This window comes from Paenibacillus sp. JT22N12 (assembly GCF_056269365.1).
Genome location: NZ_JBWDNU010000009.1, coordinates 244,470 through 264,132, shown reverse-complemented (window position 1 = coordinate 264,132; position 19,663 = coordinate 244,470). Strand labels below are relative to the sequence as shown.

Genomic DNA, 19,663 nt, shown 5'->3' with positions numbered 1-19,663 from the left:
GATATCCAGCATGAATTCCGGCAACCGATTGCGTCAGGCTTGGTCGAAAGTAAGCGATATGCGGATGGAGCGCAAGCTGCTGCTGGTGTTTCTGCTGCTCGTCATACTGCCGCTTACGTTTATTGGCTTTGTTTCCTACCGGAACTATTCCCATTCCATCGAGCATAATACGATCGTATACTCCACGAACATGCTCAGCAACATGATGGACCGGGTTGACGATTATATTGAAGATATGGTCCGGATCTCTTCCATTCCCGCTTATCAGGATGATATCCGGCAGAACCTGATCCGCTCCAACCGTTATTATGAGCAGCGCGCACAATCCTCCGGGGGCGGCGAAGGCAATTCGGTGCCGACCGATTTTGATCTGCTCCTGTCGATCCAGCGGGGAATTGAGGGCAATATTTCATATATCAATAACATCAAGCGAGGCGCGAATTCGGTCTATATTTTCGATCAATATGGAAACGGTTACTATTCGGCCAAATCCGGCATCCGCACCAATATAAAGGAAAGCTATGAGCTGTGGGAGCAAAGGATGCGGGATACGGCAGGCGAGGCTGTCCTGTTCAGCACGCAAAAATACACCAGCAATCTCAAAAGCGTGAAATATGCGTTTACCGTCGTCCGGAAAATCATTGATAAGTCCTTGAAGGATGTCGGGATGATTGCCGTTGACGCCAATATCAGCGTTATTGAGGATCAGGTGGTCAAGCTGGATCGGGTGACTCACGGTAAATCGCTTATTGTCGATGCGGATGGCAATGTCGTTTACGATTCCGGGAGGAAGCTGCTGACCGCCAATATTGCGGATCAGCCGATGCTGAAGCAGGCGACCGGGCAGAATGGAAGCTTTTATCTGAACGAGGGCGGAGAACGCCATCTGTACATCTATGCCACCTCTTCCCATAATGCCTGGAAAATGATTATTTCCATTCCCGCCAAGGAGCTGACCCGGGATTCGGTGGTGATCCGCAACGTGACGTGGATTGCAACTTTTCTGACCATCGGCATCGCGCTGCTTATCTCGATCTTCTTCTCCTTCGCATTGACCAGGCCGCTGCGCACGATGATTCGCCTGATGCGGCGTGTGCAGGGCGGGGACTTCAATGTCCAGTTCCAGGTCAGGCGCCGCGATGAAATCGGGCAGCTCGGCAGTCAGTTCAACCTGATGATTCTGCAGATCGATCAGCTGATTGCAGATATTTATGTGATGGAGACGAAGAAGAAGGAAGCGGAGCTGCATGCGCTGCAAAGCCAGATTAATCCGCATTTCATGTATAATACGTTGGAATCGATCCGCATGGCGGCCGAGCTCAATGACGACCGCGATGCGGCCAATATGCTGGCGATCCTCGGCAGGCTGCTGCGCTACAGCATCAGCGATTTGCATGAGGAAGTGACGCTGGCAAGCGAGCTGGATCATGTACGCCACTATGTGGAGCTGCTGAATTACCGCTATCCCGGCCGTTTTGAGCTGAGGATTGACGCTCCGCAGCAGCTCACCGGCTATTCCATCATCAAGCTTGTGCTTCAGCCGATAGTGGAGAATGCGATCTATCACGGCATGGACGACGATAAGCCGCTCATGCATATTAATGTTGCAGCGGAGATAGCGAAGGAGCATGTTATTCTGCGGATCAGCGATGACGGGCTGGGGATGACCTGGGAGACGCTGGAGCGGTTGAACCGTAATTTGTCGGGACAAGCCGTGGCGCTCGAGCGGGCTGGCGGGAATCCGACGGGCTCAAGCGGGAGCGGGATAGGGCTTGCGAATGTGAATGAAAGAATCAGGCTTCACTATGGAAGCGGCTTTGGCGTGAAGGTGTTCAGTGAATCCGGAAGAGGCACAGTGGTGGAGCTGCTGCTGCCGTTTGCCGGTGAAGGGGGAGGGGAATAGGATGAGCAGGCTCAGTTGGAAACTCGTAATCACAGCCATGACGATTCTGATTCTGTGTACCGGTCTGGCTGCGGGGTGCAAGCCGGAGGAAGGCGCGGTATCTGAACCCTCTCCCTCAAATCCGGATCAACCGCAGGCCGAGGGCAAGCAGACGCTTGTCGTTCTGACGAATCGGGTCGATCTGGTGGAGAATGGCGTCTTTCAGAAATACGCCGATCAGTTTCAGAAGTCCCATCCGGAAGCGGTTGTGGAATTTGATGCTCCTGCCAATTATACAAGCGATGTTCTCGTTCGCCTGTCCACCCGGACGATGGGAGATGTGCTGCTGCTGCCCAATAATATAACCAATGAAGAGCTCGCCAATTACTTTGAGCCGCTTGATGCGGAGATGTTCGAGGGAATGCGGTTCGCCGGTTACAAGGCCTATAATGGCGTTCGTTACGGTTTGACGACAGGGATTTCCACAGAAGGCATCGTCTATAACAAGAAGGCATTTGAGAAGGCGGGCATAACGGATATTCCCACGACGCTGGACGAGTTCTATATGGCTTGTCAGCAGCTGAAGCAGGCGGGAATCCTACCGATTTATTTGAATTACGGGGCCCAGTGGCCAATGCTGGAGTGGGGTGAGAATCTGGTTGGCAGTATGGCCGGCGATGCGGGCTATTTGAATAATATGGTTTATACCGATGCTCCGTGGCAGCTTGATAATCCCTGGGGCAAAGCGATCGGGATCGTCAAGACGCTGATTGGACGCGGCTATACCGAGAAGGACCTGATCGCGAACAACTGGGAAATGTCCAAAAGCCAAATTGCGGGCGGTCAGGCAGCGATGTATTTTCTGGGGAACTGGGTCATCAAGCAGGTCAACGATGCAGGAGCGGAATCATCCGAGATCGGTTTCTTTCCGTTTCCTTACGACAATAAAGCGGATAAACGATATGTGGCGCTCAGTCCGGACTGGTTTGTCGGCGTCAGCAAGTTCAGCGAGAACAAGGAGCTGGCCAAGGAATGGATTGAATTCTTCGTCAAGGAATCCGGCTACGTGAATGATTCCGGATTTCTGCCGGTCGAGCAGACCAAGACCTCGGAGCTTCCTCAGCTCAAGCAGTTTCAGACCTTCAATCCCATCTATCTCGAGCGGCAGTCGCCGAGCGACAATTTCCTGAAGCTTGGCGATAAAGCGCAGATCGCTTTCTGGTCAGGCGATTACATTCAGGAGTTTATCGCGGCAGCCGATTTGAAGCAGGCTTTTCGGAGCTACAACGAGAAATGGGCCGAAGCGAGAAAACTTGTTGCCCCCTAAATCCCCCGGAGGGGGACCCCAGAGGTTTCCGACCCTCTGGACACCCGGATGGGATAACGTTGGCGATGCAGAGGAGCGGATTAGCTGCTGCCAGCTGATAGCCGTTTTTCGTCCCCTGTGGGACCCGCTTTTACTTATACTGCGTTCTGGTCACCAGGGATTTTTTGGCGGATCAGGAACAACGATAAGGCAGTTGAGGTGTTTAGCCCGATCGATGGCGTGACATTAGTGGGCAATCACGCCGCTGCCGAGCTGATGGGAGGCGTGGTCTCGTTCGACGGTCAGACCAAAATAGTTTACCTGTATGATGAGGGGGGATGTGGTTTCGTAGCAGTCAAACAATAAGCGGATGATTATTTTCCAGATTATAGGGTATCCTTTTCTTATCGAAGAGAAGGGAGCTTTCAAATAATGACCAAAGAGCAACAAGACATTCTTGAACATATGAGACAATCTTATAAGGCAACTACGAGCGAGGGCCTGGAATATTGGAGAAACTTCTCAAGCGCAAGTACATGGCAATTCTGGTTTTGCCTTGCCATGCTCATAATTCCCTTGGTTATATTGTTTTTCTGTATAGATAAAAGAAAAGCCCTTCAAATCGGATTTTTTGGATTTAATATCCATATATGGTTTTCATACATCGACCAGTTTGCGGTCCTTCATGGTTTATGGGAATTTCCATACAAGATAATACCATTCTCACCTGTGGGATTTCTTTTAGATGTTTCTTTACTCCCTGTTTCATATATGTTGGTCTATCAATGGACAGTCAACAGTCAACGTAACCGATATCTATATTTAATTCTCCTCGGTGCCGTTATTGCTTTCATTTTCAAACCAATCTTGTCATGGCTTGATTTATTTAAAATGGAAGAATGGATGAATTTTGGTTATGTATTTATTGCAAATCTGATAGTAATTTTAATTTCGATATGGATCACAGCTTTCTTTTTACACATGCAAAAGTCAGTCGATATTCATCAAAAAAGAAAAATTTAAAACAAGTAAAACGAAACCCCGCTGGCCTTGTGGCTGGCGGGATTATTAATTATATATTAACTTTTTTTATGAACATGACATGAATGATGACATGGTTTGATATTTCCATCATCATTAAGTGTAAGGACTTAATGGAGAGGAGGTGTGCCATGTTGAATTTTTATTGTCTTGCCTGCGATGAAATTCATATTATGGAACTTGCTGGTGAGATTTATAAAACTGGACATATGACATTAGAAAATGGAACGGTTATTAAAATTGGGATATGCAAAGAAAAGATGAGTACCGAATAATGTTCCCCACTTCTCGCCTGGCTTATGGCTGGCGAGGTTTTTTGTCTTTACATAGAATTGCCAACCATATTCAATACATTTGTCCAAATAATTGCCTGACCAATCGGACAACCCAGGCTGCAAAATAGCGGGGAGTGGGTAATTTCCATCAAAGAAGCGAAGCTATGCGGCTTGGACCGTGCAGCTTCATTTTTAAAGGATGGGCAGTCATTCCTGTAATTGAAACTGACCTTACTACCGTTTATGATGCGGTCCTGATACATTATGTCCTATCCCGGGATTCTCAGGGAAATGCACAGGTTCACACGCTGCAGCCAGCAGGGTAAACGTCCGCTCAGTTTTCAAGGGGTCCCCATTACATAAAGTGCTCGTTGTCGCCTATATAAAATTCTTGATGTTGTTGAACCATATCAACCCTTATATATTTGACAATTCTCATTATTCTAATTACCATGGTTATACGCTTTATTTCCGGTTGCAATGTCCGGAAAACGGGGGAACCAGTCTTTTGGGGCGAATCATTCCGATCCGGAATGTAGGGTACCATCTTACCCGAGTCCGTCAGCTAACCTCGTCAGCAGTGGATGGGTCTTTATTTTTGCTTTTGTTTTCTTACGAAGCTAAGACCCTTTGAGAGGGTCTATTTGTGTTTCTGAGACCCAACTGCCTATGCTGTCCGACTGGTTCAATAAGAAGAGAGGAGGTGCAATCACATTGCCGATTTACATTATCCCCAGTAGAAAACGAAAAGGAGACAGGTAAATGGCAAACGCAAAATACCTAACCGATATTTGCAAGATTGCAATGAACTCGGAGCGCGAAGGTGAAGGATTACATATGAGTGAAAACCCCTGGAAAAAGGTCTGTGAAGCGGTTCTCGTCAAAGACATGATAAGTGCGAAAGAATCGACAAACAATATGACTGAGGCGACATTATGAGGTATGAACAAAAGCCTCATATCCTTATATCAGCTCCAAATCGCGAAGGCAGATTCTTTGCCAAACAGTTACTCAAACGTCAAATAGCCGTCGCTCTGATGACAAATAATAACAAAGAGCTTGAGAGGCTGCACCGATTCAAGGATAATCCCATCCATTTGCTAAATACGCTCAATCCGGAAACATGGGCCGCTCCCGCTTTTCAAGTAAGTCTTGTTGTTATCTTTGAGAACAGTCTGGCACTCACGTGGAGATATGTACAATATTGCCGGACGTGGACCGATAATCCGATACACCTTTTCTCAGAACGCTTCCATTCAATAGCTAAACGGCGTGAGCTTAATATAGTCCCTCATCATGGCATCAAAGAGTGTGACTCTGACAGGGTGGATAAGTACATCACCGATTTATTAAAGTCCGTAAACATCAAGCCTTTTTAAGGTCAGTATTAAATAGTCAAGATAGCAAAAATCGGAGGAGTCTGCCAAAGTAGACTCCTTTTTGTCAGCTATGGATATAATCAGGGAGATGGCTGATACTCAAAACATGTGGCGGCTTAGGAGGTCGCTGGAACTATCCGTTGCAAGAAAAATAATTGCAGCCGTGATCTCTTCAGGTGAAGCGACACGTCCAGCGGGGGCCTGAGCTGCTGATTGGTCAAGAAAATCACCCATTCGAGATGCACCCTCGGTACGCGCTGGTCCCGGACTGACTGTATTGACTCGAACCCCATGAGGGCCGAATTCTGCAGCCCATGATAGAAAACCTACGAACTTATTGGTCATCAAGTGGTCGCAATATTAAATGTTCCAGTTAGGAGAATTGCTGGTTTTGAATCTGAGGTGTTGGTGTTGGTGTTGGTAATTGGAGGAGTTCCAGAAGCTTCTGGAAGGGCTGTGCGAACAGCTTCACGCGCGCTTGAAGATTGTGACGTCTCCAAGACACGGCAACTCGCTGCGTTGCAGCCGAAGGCATTACAGCTTTAGCGAATTATCATGACCGCCGTGCTGCGAACGGCTGCGCTGCCGGAAGGCGCTCGGCGTGATTCCGTAATGTCGGGTAAACGAGCGCGAGAACGTAAACAGATCTGAATAACCCAGCGTCAAAGCGGCTTGTGTGATGTTGATTCCGTCTTCGGACAAAAGGCGAGCCGCTTTTTCCATGACGCATCGACGTTTGTATTCGGAAGGGGACACGCCGTATCGGCGAGTGAACATGCGCGTGAAGTGGCTGCGGTGAACGCCCGCCCAAGCGGATAAATCGTCTACTGTCAGATTCTCCGTGTAGTGAAGACGAATGTACTCCTGTACAGAGTCCAGCCAATGAGTGGATGGAGCGAGGGTATCCTGATCCTGAGGATCAATGCTCTGTAGCAGCCGATAGGCGAGAGACATCAGCGGGAAGCTGCGGTCGATTCGAGACGGCCTCAGCTTGTCCAGCGCCTCCTGTACAATATCGAGTGAAGAACGGCTGAACGCTCCGCAGCGATAGGGGCGATAGGGGGCGAGGCTGACGCGCGCCAAGATGTCCGGCATCTGATCGCCCTTGAAGGCCATCCACATGAGCTTGACGGGCGGGCTATCACCCTCTTCGACATACGTATAGACGGATCCGGGAAAGAGGCAGAAGAGATCGCCTTCCGATAGGATGACGGAGTTGCCGTCCCAACCGAATCTCACTTTTCCGAACGCAACAAAATGAATACTGTAGAATTCGACGGAACGGGGTCCGACCTGCTGGGCAAAATCGCATTGATAACCGGCTTTGAGCATCCACAAGCCCATCTTCTTCTCGAACGGTGCCGGATAGTTATAATATTCCTCTCTGTACTGATGTCGGTTCATGGCCGCGGATTCACCCCTTTCACTTCGTAATATCCTCCGATTATACGTCATTCGCGCAACAAATTGTATAAAAATTGCAAGATGCGGACATTCCCGATCGCTTCTGCGCAAGGTAACCTAAGAACGGGTGAACCGAAACCGAAAGGGGAATGGAAGATGCAAGAGAACAATCGGCAAAAGCCGAACATCCTGATCATTTACTGCGACGATTTGGGCTACGGGGATCTGGGCTGCTACGGCTCGGAGAAAGCCAAGACGCCCCATCTGGATCATTTGGCATCTGAAGGAATCCGATTTACGAATTGGTATTCCAATTCGCCGGTCTGCTCGCCGTCCCGTGCCGCTTTGTTGACGGGCCGTCATCCGGCGCGGGCCGGGGTGGATGAAATTTTGGGGGCAAAACGAGGGCTGCACGGGCTGCCGGCAACGGAGGTGACGCTGGCGAAGGCGCTTCAGACCGAAGGATACCGCACTGCCGTGCACGGGAAGTGGCACTTGGGCGTATCCGAGGAGACCGGACCCAACGCGCACGGGTTCGACGAATTTTTCGGCTTCAAGGCCGGCTGCATCGATTTCTACTCGCATATTTTCTACTGGGGTCAAGGAGCGGGATTGAATCCTCTTCACGACCTGTGGGAGGACGAGACGGAGGTATGGGAGAACGGTCGCTACATGACCGAGCTCATCACGGAGCGCTCCATCGAGTTCATCCGGCGTCAAGCGGAACGGGAGGAGCCTTTTCTCCTGTATGCCGCCTACAATGCCCCTCATTATCCGATGCATGCGCCGAAGGAATATATGGATCGGTTCGCACAGCTCCCATGGGACCGTCAGGTCATGAACGCGATGATCGCCGCCGTGGACGACGGAGTGGGAGCTATAGTAAAGGAATTGAAACGAACGGGCAGCTACGAAAACACGATCATCTTCTTCTCCAGCGATAACGGACCGTCTCCCGAGAGCCGGAATTGGCTGGACGGCACGGAGGACGCATACTACGGCGGCAGCGCGGGCATCTTCCGCGGGCACAAGTTCAGCCTGTTCGACGGCGGCATTCGCGAACCCGCCATACTCAGTTGGCCGGCAGGACTGACGGGCGGACGGGTGAGCGACGAGATGACGGCGATGATCGACATTTTGCCGACGTTCCTCGACCTGTCCGGAGTCGACGCCGCGGCCGGACCGCTGAAGGATGTCCGCATCGACGGCCGCAGCCTGAAGCCGATGCTGCTGGAAGGCGAGCCGTCACCGCACCGGCAGTTATTCTGGGAATATCAGGGGCAACTGGCCGTGAGGGAAGGCGGCTGGAAGCTCGTACTGGACGGAAAGCTGGACGGCAGCCTTCCTCAGCCGGATCGTGTGCATCTGTCGGACCTGTCGAAGGATCCGGGGGAGCGGGTCAATGAGGCCGGCAGGCTTCCAGAGCTGACGGAACGATTGACACGGGCGGCGCAGGATTGGCTCGCCTCCTTGCGGGCGGATTCGCAAGGCCGTTCCCGCGACTAGAGGGAATCGGCTAGATCGTCGATCGGTAGAACCCTTATATTCCGCCTCTATCTCAAAAATTAAAGAAGCTCGCCGTCCATTCTGCCTTTTTGGCCTGGTGAACGACGCGGCTAGCCGCCCTTTCACCAGGCTGGGCTTGCAAAAATGCAGGCTTTTCATTCGGCTAACTTGCCGTGAATGGGTCCAGCGGATCCAGCAGCTGCGGATTGCTCGAGGTGAACTGCCTTGCGTTCGCGCAGGTTGTCCCGATCTTAGCCGCCGATATTGCATTCATATTCTGGAGCGATTTCGAATACGCTTCACCGAATTCACTCCTCATCTCGTTCGTGATCCGTTAGCCGAACTGGTCCGTGACGCCGTTCAGCACGGAGAGCTCCTTCGCGAAGCGGCTCTCGCCGCAGAGGACGAACAGATTAAAGAAGATGAACAGGAGCGTCGGACACGATGACTAACGGCTAAGCAGCATGAAGAGCTGACCCTTCGGCGAATCGGGATGGAACTCCTCCTCCTTCACTATCTGCCGACGCAGGTGCAAAGTTACATTCGAAGAGTCACAGGGGGTTTGATTATCTTGTTCACCTCTATAATATAGTTACAAGCTATATTTTTAAAAAACTCAGATGAAACAACGACCTCCAGTTATAAGGTTTATATAGCGCAATCAACAACAGCCTTTTGATCAGGTCTTTTTTGTAATTGGCTTTTTTATGAACGATCGCACGCTTTATCCGGTTATGGATGAAGGGAATTTTGCTGTCCTGCGTAGGAATCCTCGCGATATTTGGCCGGTGTTGTGTTCATTAGCGCGCGGAAGGTTCGTGTATAGTAATGAACAGATCCGAAGCCGGTCATTTCTGCTATCACTTTGATGGACAGATCGGAATGAAGCAATAAATCAGCCGACTGCCGGACGCGCTGCAGACGGACGTATTGCGAATAGGATTCATGAATATTGGAAGAGAATATACGGGACAAATGGCGCGGTGACACATTCAGATGCGCAGCGACCTTCCCAAGAGAAAGGTCATCATCGGACAGGTTATCGCGGATGTACAGCTTGGCCTGCTTCAGAAGCAGCGCGGAGCTTCGATGGAGCGGGGTCCGCTCTCCCGAAGCTTTTAACACGAACAGCGGAACAAAGGAAAACAGCAGCGCGCGGGCCAGATCCGGCAGGGAGGATTCCGGAATGGCGGACTGTTGGTCCTCTCTTGTCAGAAGTGACCGCCAAAGCAGCGCGGAGGGCAGATTGTCCCCGTTATGTTTGCAGACGTCGGTGGTTTCGGCAAGTGTCTGAAACGCCACACGAACTTCCTCCGAGCATTCACTTTCATTCAGCTCGAAGGCAATAAAGATCAGCTGCATGCCTGCAGAAGACATAATTTGATGATTAATTTCCGGCCGGGAACAGAACAAGCTTCCCTTGCTCAACGGATAAAGAGTGCCATCATCCAAATAAGCGCCTTCGCCGCCCAGGACATAGCAGATTTCAAAATAGGAATGCTTGTGAAGAGAGTTGCTGAAATGCCGGGGCTCAAGCCCCCAGTAGTGGACGGTAAAGGAGGCGTCGGGCGACTTGATGCGGACTGCCTGCCGGTTCAGTCTGGTTTCGCTTTCAATCCAATGATACAAGGAGCTTCCTCCTAATCCAAGTTGGCGTAAAAAGACAAAAATATGACCCCATCGGCTAAAGATGCTAACGCGCTTGTAAGGCATAATGAGGGTATGAAAACGAGTTCATAGCAAACAGGAGGATCTAACATGATTAAAGCACAGGATGTCGATTTTTACAACGAACAGGGCTACTTGCTGGTTAAAGGTGTATTCAATAAATCTGAAGTTGAAGAGATGCGTGCGGCCGTCGGTAAAATCATCGATCGCGCAGCTCAGGCCCGCAAAGACGTGAACCATGCCTGGCAGGGGGACTATTTGCCCCCGGACGAGCTGAAGAAGCTTGTGCTTAAGGGCTTCCATGACGTGCAGTATCACGATGCTTCGTTCATGCGCGCTATTGTTCATCCCAACATGACATCGGTTCTGTCCCAGATTATCGGCCCCAATGTCCAGCTTCATCATTCCAAAATGCTGGTCAAGCCGCCCGAGAACGGCGCCGCATTCCCGATGCATCAGGATCATCCATATTTTCCGCATGAGCAGCATACGATGCTGGCGGCGAGCGTCCATCTGGACGATGCCAATGTTGAGAACGGCTGTCTGCATGTCATCCCGGGCTCGCATAAAGAAGGCACTCTGCCGCATGTGGGCAAGCATTATCTGAATGCCAAGGAATATCCGATTTCCATGGGAACGCCATGTCCGGCGGAGGCAGGGGATGTATTGTTCTTCAATTATCTGACCATTCATGGATCTCCAGCGAATCTTAGCGAACGGACACGCCGGAACGTGCTGTTCCAATACCGCAGCGCGACAGATTTCCCGGTAGAGAATACACACATCAATTGGGGCCAAGGCTTGATGGTCTGCGGAGAAAACCCGAACTTCGACCGGGTGAGCCCGAAATTCAAGGTCGAAGAATAAGCGGTTGGTTCAGAAATAAGCACAATATGGTTTGTTCAAAGAAGAGGGCGATGTCTGCTCTCTTCTTTTTTGTGACCGTATAAACATTTGTAGGTGCCACTCTTGCAAATGTCTGCAAGGTCTGGAGGGAAGAAATGAACTTGGCCGGAAGAGGACGGGGGAGCGGTTCTGCCTGTGTCTGGACCAGCCGAAATTTGCCGGATAGCAAAATGTTCCTGCTTCATTTTAAATTCATCTAGGAATGCTATTCTACCCGTGGAAGATTGAGAGAATGTTCATAGAGAGATGGGAGCAACGCATTATGGAAAATTGGAAAATAAAGCTTGCTGTTGGAACGCTGCTGCTGACTTTGCTGCTGACAGGCTGCGGCGCGGCAAACAATACGGCTGCCGGAGAAAATGCGTTGACCGGCAATGCGGCAGGTGTACAGTCAACCGGCACGGCATCCGCTCCGAACGGCCAGCAAGGAGAGGATGCGGCGAACATGCCGGATATGATTGCGAAGGTGGCTGCGGCCAGTGCCGATTCCATTGTTGTCATGAAATCGACTACACAGCCTTCGCAAATGCCGGGCAGCGGCGTGCGCGGCAGACAGGGAGCGGGTGGGCGAGCTCCCGCAGGTGATGGTCAATCTGCTCCCGGTGATGGAACGTCCGGAAGCGAGCAAACTCCTTCTGAGGTAGCAACGCCTGAAAATGGTCAAGCTGCATCTGGCGGTGCTCAGCGAGGTGACACCACAGGAGCCCAAGGGGACAGGCTTGGCAGCGGCAAGGGAGTCAGGCCTGCCGGCGGCTTTCAGATGGAATTTGCCGCAGACCAAACAACGATACCGTTAAATGCCGACACGACAATAAATGAAATGACAAGGAGAGAGGGCGGCCCAAGTGAAAGTCAGCTGCAGGCTTCCGATTTGAAGGAAGGCGATATCGTCATGATTTGGCTCGCAGACGACGGCAAGACGGCGCTGACAATCCGAAAGCAGCAGTTTGGTCAGGGGAATAGGGGAAAGGCGGGTAGCGATCAATGAGAAAGTGGTGGATATTAGGTATCGGAGTGCTGTTAGTTGCAGCGGCGGGTGTTGCTTATTTCAAGTGGGACAAGAAAGAAGTGGTCGTAGCTGCTCCAGTTGCGACTGCACAGGTTGTTAAAGGCACAATCGAAGTGAACGTCAGCGGGACAGGAAGCATTGCTCCTGCCGAGAAGGAGACCGTGAAGTCCGGCAAGCAGGGCGTCATTGGCGAAGTGAAGGTGAAGCAGGGCGACAAGGTGAAGAAAGGCGACGTGCTGGCAACGCTGGAAGGCGAAGACAACACGGATAAAATCAAGACCGAGGAGGTTAATCTGGAGAAGAAGCTGCTTCAGCTGGAAAGTACTCAGGACCAGTACAAGATGGAGACGGATGATAAAAACATCAGCAGCCTGAAGCTCAGCATGAAGCAGCAGCAGCTGGATATCGATCAATCCAGAGAGACGATAGCCGATCTGAAGGATGCAGTGGCGGAAGAGACGATTGTTGCGCCGGTGAGCGGGACGGTCACGACATTGTCCGTGGCTGACGGGGATACGCTTAACGGCTCTACAGAACTGATGGAGATTGCAGATTATGATCATTATGAAATTATCGTAGGCATCGATGAGCTTGATATTTCCAAGGTGAAGGTCGGTCAAAGCGCGAAAGTGACGGTAGAAGCGCTGGCTGATCAAACGTTCACAGGGAAGGTTTCAGAAATAGCCAATGAGGGAACGGCAAACAACGGCGTGGCCTCGTTCGACGTAACAGTGGCGCTGGATACGGCTGCAGGTCTGAAATCCGGCATGTCCGCGGAAGCGAGCATCCAGGTGGAGAAGAAGGAAAATACGTTGATGCTGCCTATCGATGCCGTCCAATCGCTTGGCGGAAGGTATATGGTAATTCTTCCTGCCTCGGCGCAAGCTGCGGGTGCTCAAGGAGCAGCAGGCGGCAGAGGAAGAACTGCTGAAGGCAGAGGATACTCAGGCGGCAAAGCTGGAGCCGGAACAGGTGGAACGGCTGGCGGCCAAGCTGGTACCGGAGCGAGTGGAGCGGCAGGAGGCCAAGGCGGTGCCGGAGCGAGTGGAGCGGCAGGAGGCCAAGGCGGTGCCGGAGCGAGTGGAGCGGCAGGAGGCCAAGCTGGCGCCGGAGCGAGTGGAGCGGCAGGAGGCCAGGCTGGCGCCGGAGCGAATGGAGCGGCAGGAGGCCAAGGCGCCGCCGGAGCGAGTGGAGCGGCAGGAGGCCAAGACGGTACCGGAGCGAGTGGAGCGGCAGGAGGCCAAGGCGGTGCTGGAGCGAGTGGAGCGGGAGGAGGCCAGGCCGGAGGATATGGCGGTCAGTTCCGGGGCACGGGAGGCGGTCAAGGCAGTAGAGGGCAGGCTGCTGCCGGAAGAAACGGTCAGAACGGCGCAGCCAGCCGATTGGGAGGAACCCCGCAGATGATCGAGGTGGGGATTCATAATGAAGATTATATTGAAGTTCTTTCCGGATTGACGGAAGGGGAGCGGGTCGTGTTACCGACAGTCATTACCCCATCGACTGGAGCTAACCAGCAGCAGGCGGCAATAGGCGCCTTGGGCGGTTTAGGCGGACTCGGCGGGGGAGGAGGCGCTACCCGATTCGGAGCAGGCGGAGGCGGTGGATTCCAGGGCGGAGGACAGCGTAGTGCCGGCGCTTCGGCCACCCGCGGCGGAGGGGCTGGATAATGGAAGCGAAACGTGAACCGCTCATTCGCATCGAGACCTTATCCAAACAGTACAAAATGGGCGGAGAAACCGTTCATGCACTCAGCGATATTTCGCTTCGCGTCGATTATGGTGATTTTATTGCCATTATCGGTCCGTCCGGCTCCGGCAAATCGACGCTGATGAATGTGATCGGCTGTCTGGATGCCCCCACCTCCGGAGCCTATTGGCTGGACGGGGAGGAAGTGAGCCGGCTTCGCGAAAGCCGGCTTGCGGAAATCCGCAATAAAAAAATCGGTTTTATTTTTCAGGGCTTCAACCTGCTTAATAAGCTGTCCGCGCTCGAGAATGTCGAGCTTCCGCTGATCTATAGGGGAGTTCCCGGCAAGCAGCGCAAGGAGCAGGCGATCGAAGCGCTGCGCAAGGTGGGTCTCGAGGGGCGCGTCGGGCACCGGCCAAGCGAGCTGTCGGGCGGTCAGCAGCAAAGGGTGGCGATCGCGAGGGCGCTTGCAGGCAACCCTCCTATCCTGCTTGCCGATGAGCCGACCGGCGCGCTGGATACGCGCACGGGCGTTGAGGTCATGTCGCTGATGAAGGAGCTTAATAAGGAAGGTCATACGATTGTCCTGATCACGCATGACCTGAAAATCTCCGAACAGGCAAGACGGGTGGTCCGCATACAGGACGGCCAAATCAGCGAGGAAGGCGGTGATTCGAGAAGTGAACGTCAGCCAAGCCTTCAAAATGGCAATTAAAAGTATATTATCCAACAAAATGCGATCGCTGCTTACCATGCTCGGCATTATTATTGGGGTTGCAGCCGTTATTGCGCTTGTCGGAGTCGGCCAGGGTACGACCAAATCGGTTACCGACCAGGTGGAGAGTCTGGGAACCAACCTTCTGACTGTTAATATAACGGGCCGCGGCTCACAAACCACAATAGATTATAAAGAAGCGGAAGAAATAACCGATCAGGATAACATCGAATTTGCCGCACCCCTTAATCAGTCCACGGGGAACGGCAAGAACGGGTCGGAGTCCGTCTCTGTCAGCGTGGTGGGGACGACGGCGGATTATCTGGATTTGAAGGATTACGGACTGGCGGCGGGGAGGTTCGTATCCCAAATCGATCTCGATTACTACCAGAAGATCGCGATTCTCGGGGCAACGACGGCAACGGACCTGTTTGGTTCGGACAATGCGGTCGGGCAGTCCTTTCTCCTCAATGGCGTGCGCTATAAAGTCGTCGGCGTGCTGGCTGCCAAGGGAAGCTCGCTCACCGGCTCCAATGACGAGGTGATCATCATTCCGATTACAACCTCCGAGCGCCTGTTCAAATCCAAGGGTGTGAAAACCATTAATGTCCAGGTCGCAGCCTCGGACCAGATGGACGCGGTTACGGCTGAGCTTGAGGCGGCGCTGACGAAGAAGTTCCGCGGCGATACGAACAGCTTCCGCGTCTTCAATCAGCAGGATCTGCTGGACTCGTTCAGCAGCATCTCGGGTACGCTCTCGCTCGCGCTGGGCGGGGTGGCGGCCATATCACTCTTGGTCGGCGGGATCGGAATCATGAATATTATGCTCGTATCGGTGACGGAGAGGACCCGGGAGATCGGCATCCGCAAAGCGATCGGCGCCAAGAAGAAGGATATTCTGATCCAGTTTCTGATCGAAGCCATCGCGCTCAGCGGCTTGGGTGGACTGCTCGGGGTGGGAATCGGTGTCGGCGTTGCCCAGATTTTGTCCAGGACGATGAGCATGACGGTGGTGATCTCCATGCCTGTGATCGGACTGGCGTTCGGCTTCTCGGTCTTCATCGGAGTCCTGTTCGGGCTGTTTCCGGCGAATAAGGCCTCCGGTCTGCGACCGATCGAGGCGCTGCGTTTTGAATAAGGCGGATTCTTCCAGGGGAGCATACCCATATCCGGTATGCTCTCTTTTTTCTATTCCTTTTTTCGATATTCCCTGCCTGATTATTGCATTTACTTGTACCGTCAAGATTCGCTAAAGTGAGGTTAAGCGTTTAATCTGCACAGAAGAGGTGTAAAGGTGAAAAAGAAATTCGTATACAGCCCTCCTGCCAACGGTTACCCGGAGTGGAACAACAATCCCGAAATCTTTCAACTAAACCGGATGAAGGCGCACACGGCGCTTATTCCTTTCGAAACGGTAGAAGATGCGCTTAAAGGCGACAGCCTGTCATCGCCAAATGTGAAGCTTCTAAACGGACAATGGAAGTTTGCCTGGGCGCCAACGCCTGATAAACGGATCGCAAATTTCTACGAACAAGGCTTCGACAGCAGCGCATGGGATGAAATTACGGTTCCCGCCCATTGGCAGCTGCAGGGCTATGATTATCCGCAGTATACGAATATCCGCTATCCATGGGAGGAAACAGAGGAGCTGATGCCTCCTTTTGCCCCGACAAAATATAATCCGGTAGGCTCGTATGTGCGAACCTTTACGGTTCCAAGCGACTGGCAGGGCCAGCCCGTTTACATCAGCTTTCAAGGGGTGGAATCGGCTTTTTATGTATGGGTGAACGGCGATCTTGTCGGTTACAGCGAGGATACGTTTACTCCGGCCGAATTTGATCTGACGCCTTATCTGATTGAAGGAGAGAACAAGCTGGCGGTTGAAGTGTACCGCTGGTGCGATGCAAGCTGGCTGGAGGATCAGGATTTCTGGCGGATGAGCGGCATTTTCCGCGATGTATATTTGTATACCACGCCTAAAGCGCATCTGTATGATTGCTATGTTACGACAGAGCTGGATGGGAATTACAAGGACGCCAAGCTTAACATCAGGGCGACCATAGGGAATGCTTTTGAGGAGAATCTGGGTGTGCTGACTGTCGAAGCGCAGCTGTATGATTCCAAGGGACAAACGGTTCTGGCCGAGCCGCTGACCCTATCCGCCGCGCTGAACGCAGCGCCGTCCATCGATATTGAGGCGGCTCAGGATATTATGGATCCGCTCAAATGGAGCGCTGAGCATCCTAATCTGTATTCGCTTGTGCTCAGCTTGAAGGACGAGGCGGGCCATCTGCTGGAGGCTGTAAGCTTCCGTATCGGCTTCCGCACGTTCGAGCTGAAGGATGGTTTGATGCTCATTAACGGCAAAAGGATCGTGTTCAAAGGCGTCAACCGCCATGAATTCTCCTGTCTTACGGGCAGAGCGATCAGCTATGAAGAAATGGTCACGGATGTGAAGCTGATGAAGGCTTATAATATTAATGCCGTCCGGACTTCTCATTATCCGAATCATCCAAAGTGGTATGATCTGTGCGATGAATACGGCTTGTACGTCATAGACGAAACCAATCTGGAGACGCATGGCAGCTGGACCTACCTGCAGGATGAATTCAGCGCTTCAACCGTTCCTGCGAGCCGTCCGGAATGGACAGCCAATGTGCTTGACCGTGCCAATTCCATGCTGCAGCGCGACAAGAATCACCCTTCGATCATCATCTGGTCCCTGGGAAATGAATCGCATGGCGGCGATAATTTTGTGAAAATGCATGATTTCCTGCGTGAGGCGGATCCTACACGACTGGTTCATTATGAAGGCGTCTTTCAGTGGCGCGCGTCAGAGGCGGCCTCCGACATGGAGAGCCAGATGTATACTAGACCAGCCAAAATCGAGGAATATGCGCTGAACAAGCCCAAGAAGCCTTTTATTCTCTGCGAGTACAGCCATGCGATGGGCAATTCATGCGGAGGCCTGCATCACTATACGGAGCTGTTCGACCGCTATCCTGTGCTGCAGGGCGGATTTATCTGGGATTGGGTCGATCAGGCGATATGGACCAGGAATGCGGATGGCGTCGAATTTATGGCGTACGGCGGGGACTTCGGCGAGAATCCGCATGACGGCAACTTCTGCGGCAACGGAATTATTTTCGCGGACCGTACGGTCTCTCCCAAGCTCTATGAGGTCAAGAAGTGCTATGAGAACATCCGCATAACCGCGGTTGATATGGAAAAAGGCGTTCTCAAGGTCGAGAATAAATTTCTCTTCACCAATCTGGGCGAATATACACTGCAGTGGGTTGTGACGGTGGACGGACATACTGAGAACCAAGGTACCGGACATGCTGCGATAGCGCCGGGTGAGGCTCAGGAAATAACAATCCCTCTGGAGGGGATTGCCTTCAAGAATGGCGAAGCCGTATTGACCGTAAGCTTCCTGACGAAGCAGGCTGCGGAATGGGCCGAGGCCGGACATGAAGTTGCCTTCCAGCAGTTCGTCCTTCCTGCACCGCGCATAGCTTCTGTGACTGGCGTCAAGAATCCGGGCTTATCGGCTGCACTCTCGACTGAGGAAAGTGCAGATTCCCTGACCGTTGCCGGTCAAGGCTTCTCTGCTAGCTTCGATAAAGCGACAGGAAGTCTCTCTTCCTTCATTGTGAAGGGCAATGAGCTGCTGAGCAGCGCCTTGATACCGAATTTCTGGCGTGCTTACACAGACAATGACCGCGGTAACAAACAGCATGAACGCAGCGCTACCTGGCGTTCTGCAGGAGAAGAGCGGATTTTGCGCGAGCTGACCTGGGAGGTGCTGCAGGACCGGGTTATCGTGCGTGGAAGCTGCTTCCTGCCGACCACAACAGCATCGGAATGCGAGCTGGTCTATACCGTGAAGGCAGCAGGTGAGATTGAAGTGTATGAACAGCTCACTCCAGGAGAAAATCTTCCGGAAATTCCGGAGATAGGCGTTATGCTCGTCATGGATGGCTCATACGAAAATCTCGAATGGTACGGCAAGGGACCGCATGAATCGTATTGGGACCGCCAATCGGGAGCGAAGCTTGGCCTATACAGGGGCAAAGTGGCTGATCAATTCGTACCTTATCTCCGTCCGCAGGAATGCGGGAATAAAATGGGCGTGAGGCATGCTTCCGTCACGAATGGTCAAGGATCGGGGCTTGCAGTCATTGGATCACCGGCAATCGAGCTGAACGTGCTGCCGTATACGCCATCGGAGCTGGAGAATCACGATCATGTCTATAAGCTGCCGCGCAGCAACAAGACGGTTGTACGCATCAATCACAAGCAGATGGGTGTCGGCGGAGATGACAGCTGGGGTGCTCAGGCACATCCCGAATATGTGCTGCATGCCAATAAAACCTATGCTTTCTCCTTTACCTTAAAAGGAATTTAAACACATGGATCGGGCCTGTCCAGCAGCCGGTGGATAAGATTCATCATATAAATGAACAGCCCCCGGACAAAGTTTCATGTGCGGGGGCTGCTCATTTTCAGGAAGATTGATATATAATAGGGACAGAAGTCTTCATCCAAACCATATAATGGAGGTTTACCAAGCATGTATGAGCATCTGGTTTCATTTAAATTCAAGGACTCCATCTCCGGAGAACAGGAGAAGCTGCTGCTGGACACCCTATACGCCTTCAAGGGGCAAATACCGGGACTTATTGAACTGACGGCCGGCTTGAATGTGACGGAGGAGACGGGGAATATTCACGGATATACGCTGGGTCTCCGCGTGACCTTTGACAGCCGCGAGGCGCTGCAGCAGTATGGTCCCCACCCGCTTCATCAACAGTTTGTAAAGCTGCTTGACGGTATATTGGACAATGTGGTTGTAATCGATTATCCGATACGATAGCGCCATAACG

General features: G+C 52.2%; 18 protein-coding genes, 1 pseudogene and 1 riboswitch. Of the genes and pseudogenes, 15 read left to right on the top strand and 4 right to left on the bottom strand.

Annotated features, from left to right (window positions below):
- Positions 1-10 precede the first annotated feature (10 nt).
- The 6 genes from AC0YOA_RS27565 (at position 11) to AC0YOA_RS27540 (ending at position 5,883) form a co-directional block, all read left to right on the top strand.
- A complete protein-coding gene (locus tag AC0YOA_RS27565; RefSeq protein ID WP_475789372.1) occupies positions 11-1,903 on the top strand; it encodes a sensor histidine kinase in 1,893 nt (630 codons plus the stop codon).
- 1 nt (position 1,904) lies between these two features.
- Positions 1,905-3,209, top strand: coding sequence for an ABC transporter substrate-binding protein (locus AC0YOA_RS27560; RefSeq protein ID WP_475789371.1), 1,305 nt, complete (start codon positions 1,905-1,907; stop codon positions 3,207-3,209).
- 411 nt (positions 3,210-3,620) lie between these two features.
- Complete coding sequence (locus tag AC0YOA_RS27555) at positions 3,621-4,211, top strand: CBO0543 family protein (protein WP_475789370.1); 591 nt, start codon at positions 3,621-3,623, stop codon at positions 4,209-4,211.
- A 149-nt stretch (positions 4,212-4,360) separates the two neighbouring features.
- On the top strand, positions 4,361-4,504 hold the full coding sequence (locus tag AC0YOA_RS27550) for a hypothetical protein (RefSeq protein ID WP_475789369.1): 144 nt from the start codon (positions 4,361-4,363) through the stop codon (positions 4,502-4,504).
- Between the two features lie 451 nt (positions 4,505-4,955).
- A riboswitch (cyclic di-AMP (ydaO/yuaA leader) is annotated at positions 4,956-5,099 on the top strand.
- A gap of 167 nt (positions 5,100-5,266) precedes the next feature.
- Entirely contained in the window at positions 5,267-5,443 is a 177-nt protein-coding gene (locus AC0YOA_RS27545; protein ID WP_475789368.1) for a hypothetical protein, read from the top strand.
- Positions 5,440-5,883: a hypothetical protein gene (locus AC0YOA_RS27540; protein WP_475789367.1), complete on the top strand. Its 444-nt coding sequence runs from the start codon at positions 5,440-5,442 to the stop codon at positions 5,881-5,883. The genes AC0YOA_RS27545 and AC0YOA_RS27540 overlap by 4 nt, the downstream gene beginning before the upstream one ends.
- Positions 5,884-5,982: 99 nt before the next feature.
- On the opposite strand, the gene AC0YOA_RS27535 is transcribed toward AC0YOA_RS27540, so the two are convergent.
- Positions 5,983-6,228, bottom strand: coding sequence for an SDR family oxidoreductase (locus tag AC0YOA_RS27535; protein ID WP_475789366.1), 246 nt, complete (start codon positions 6,226-6,228; stop codon positions 5,983-5,985).
- Here AC0YOA_RS27535 and AC0YOA_RS27530 point away from each other — a divergent pair.
- A pseudogene (locus AC0YOA_RS27530) lies at positions 6,214-6,429 on the top strand (hypothetical protein); the annotation flags it as partial. The gene AC0YOA_RS27535 and the pseudogene AC0YOA_RS27530 overlap by 15 nt on opposite strands.
- Here AC0YOA_RS27530 and AC0YOA_RS27525 read toward each other — a convergent pair.
- Positions 6,418-7,287: a helix-turn-helix domain-containing protein gene (locus AC0YOA_RS27525; RefSeq protein ID WP_475789365.1), complete on the bottom strand. Its 870-nt coding sequence runs from the start codon at positions 7,285-7,287 to the stop codon at positions 6,418-6,420. The pseudogene AC0YOA_RS27530 and the gene AC0YOA_RS27525 sit on opposite strands and share 12 nt — an antisense overlap.
- A 156-nt stretch (positions 7,288-7,443) precedes the next feature.
- Here AC0YOA_RS27525 and AC0YOA_RS27520 point away from each other — a divergent pair, with 156 nt between their 5' ends.
- Positions 7,444-8,793, top strand: a complete 1,350-nt coding sequence (locus AC0YOA_RS27520) for a sulfatase-like hydrolase/transferase (RefSeq protein ID WP_475789364.1) — start codon at positions 7,444-7,446, stop codon at positions 8,791-8,793.
- A 163-nt stretch (positions 8,794-8,956) separates the two neighbouring features.
- On the opposite strand, the gene AC0YOA_RS27515 is transcribed toward AC0YOA_RS27520, so the two are convergent.
- Together AC0YOA_RS27515 and AC0YOA_RS27510 are read right to left on the bottom strand one after the other, a co-directional pair.
- Positions 8,957-9,112, bottom strand: a complete 156-nt coding sequence (locus AC0YOA_RS27515) for a hypothetical protein (RefSeq protein WP_475789363.1) — start codon at positions 9,110-9,112, stop codon at positions 8,957-8,959.
- A gap of 413 nt (positions 9,113-9,525) precedes the next feature.
- A complete protein-coding gene (locus AC0YOA_RS27510; RefSeq protein WP_475789362.1) occupies positions 9,526-10,422 on the bottom strand; it encodes an AraC family transcriptional regulator in 897 nt (298 codons plus the stop codon).
- Between the two features lie 129 nt (positions 10,423-10,551).
- Between AC0YOA_RS27510 and AC0YOA_RS27505 the strand changes: the two genes are divergently transcribed.
- The 7 genes from AC0YOA_RS27505 (at position 10,552) to AC0YOA_RS27475 (ending at position 19,653) form a co-directional block, all read left to right on the top strand.
- Entirely contained in the window at positions 10,552-11,328 is a 777-nt protein-coding gene (locus tag AC0YOA_RS27505) for a phytanoyl-CoA dioxygenase family protein (RefSeq protein WP_475789361.1), read from the top strand.
- 301 nt (positions 11,329-11,629) lie between these two features.
- The gene (locus AC0YOA_RS27500; protein WP_475789360.1) at positions 11,630-12,355 is read left to right on the top strand and encodes a hypothetical protein; all 726 of its coding nucleotides are present in this window, start codon (positions 11,630-11,632) and stop codon (positions 12,353-12,355) included.
- Positions 12,352-14,043: an efflux RND transporter periplasmic adaptor subunit gene (locus tag AC0YOA_RS27495; protein ID WP_475789359.1), complete on the top strand. Its 1,692-nt coding sequence runs from the start codon at positions 12,352-12,354 to the stop codon at positions 14,041-14,043. The genes AC0YOA_RS27500 and AC0YOA_RS27495 overlap by 4 nt, the downstream gene beginning before the upstream one ends.
- The gene (locus tag AC0YOA_RS27490) at positions 14,043-14,777 is read left to right on the top strand and encodes an ABC transporter ATP-binding protein (protein WP_210046796.1); all 735 of its coding nucleotides are present in this window, start codon (positions 14,043-14,045) and stop codon (positions 14,775-14,777) included. The genes AC0YOA_RS27495 and AC0YOA_RS27490 overlap by 1 nt, the downstream gene beginning before the upstream one ends.
- Positions 14,743-15,915, top strand: coding sequence for an ABC transporter permease (locus AC0YOA_RS27485; RefSeq protein WP_475789358.1), 1,173 nt, complete (start codon positions 14,743-14,745; stop codon positions 15,913-15,915). Before AC0YOA_RS27490 ends, AC0YOA_RS27485 begins: the two co-directional genes overlap by 35 nt.
- A 156-nt stretch (positions 15,916-16,071) precedes the next feature.
- Complete coding sequence (lacZ, locus tag AC0YOA_RS27480; RefSeq protein WP_475789357.1) at positions 16,072-19,185, top strand: beta-galactosidase, LacZ type; 3,114 nt, start codon at positions 16,072-16,074, stop codon at positions 19,183-19,185.
- A gap of 165 nt (positions 19,186-19,350) precedes the next feature.
- Complete coding sequence (locus AC0YOA_RS27475) at positions 19,351-19,653, top strand: Dabb family protein (protein ID WP_210046799.1); 303 nt, start codon at positions 19,351-19,353, stop codon at positions 19,651-19,653.
- Positions 19,654-19,663 lie beyond the last annotated feature (10 nt).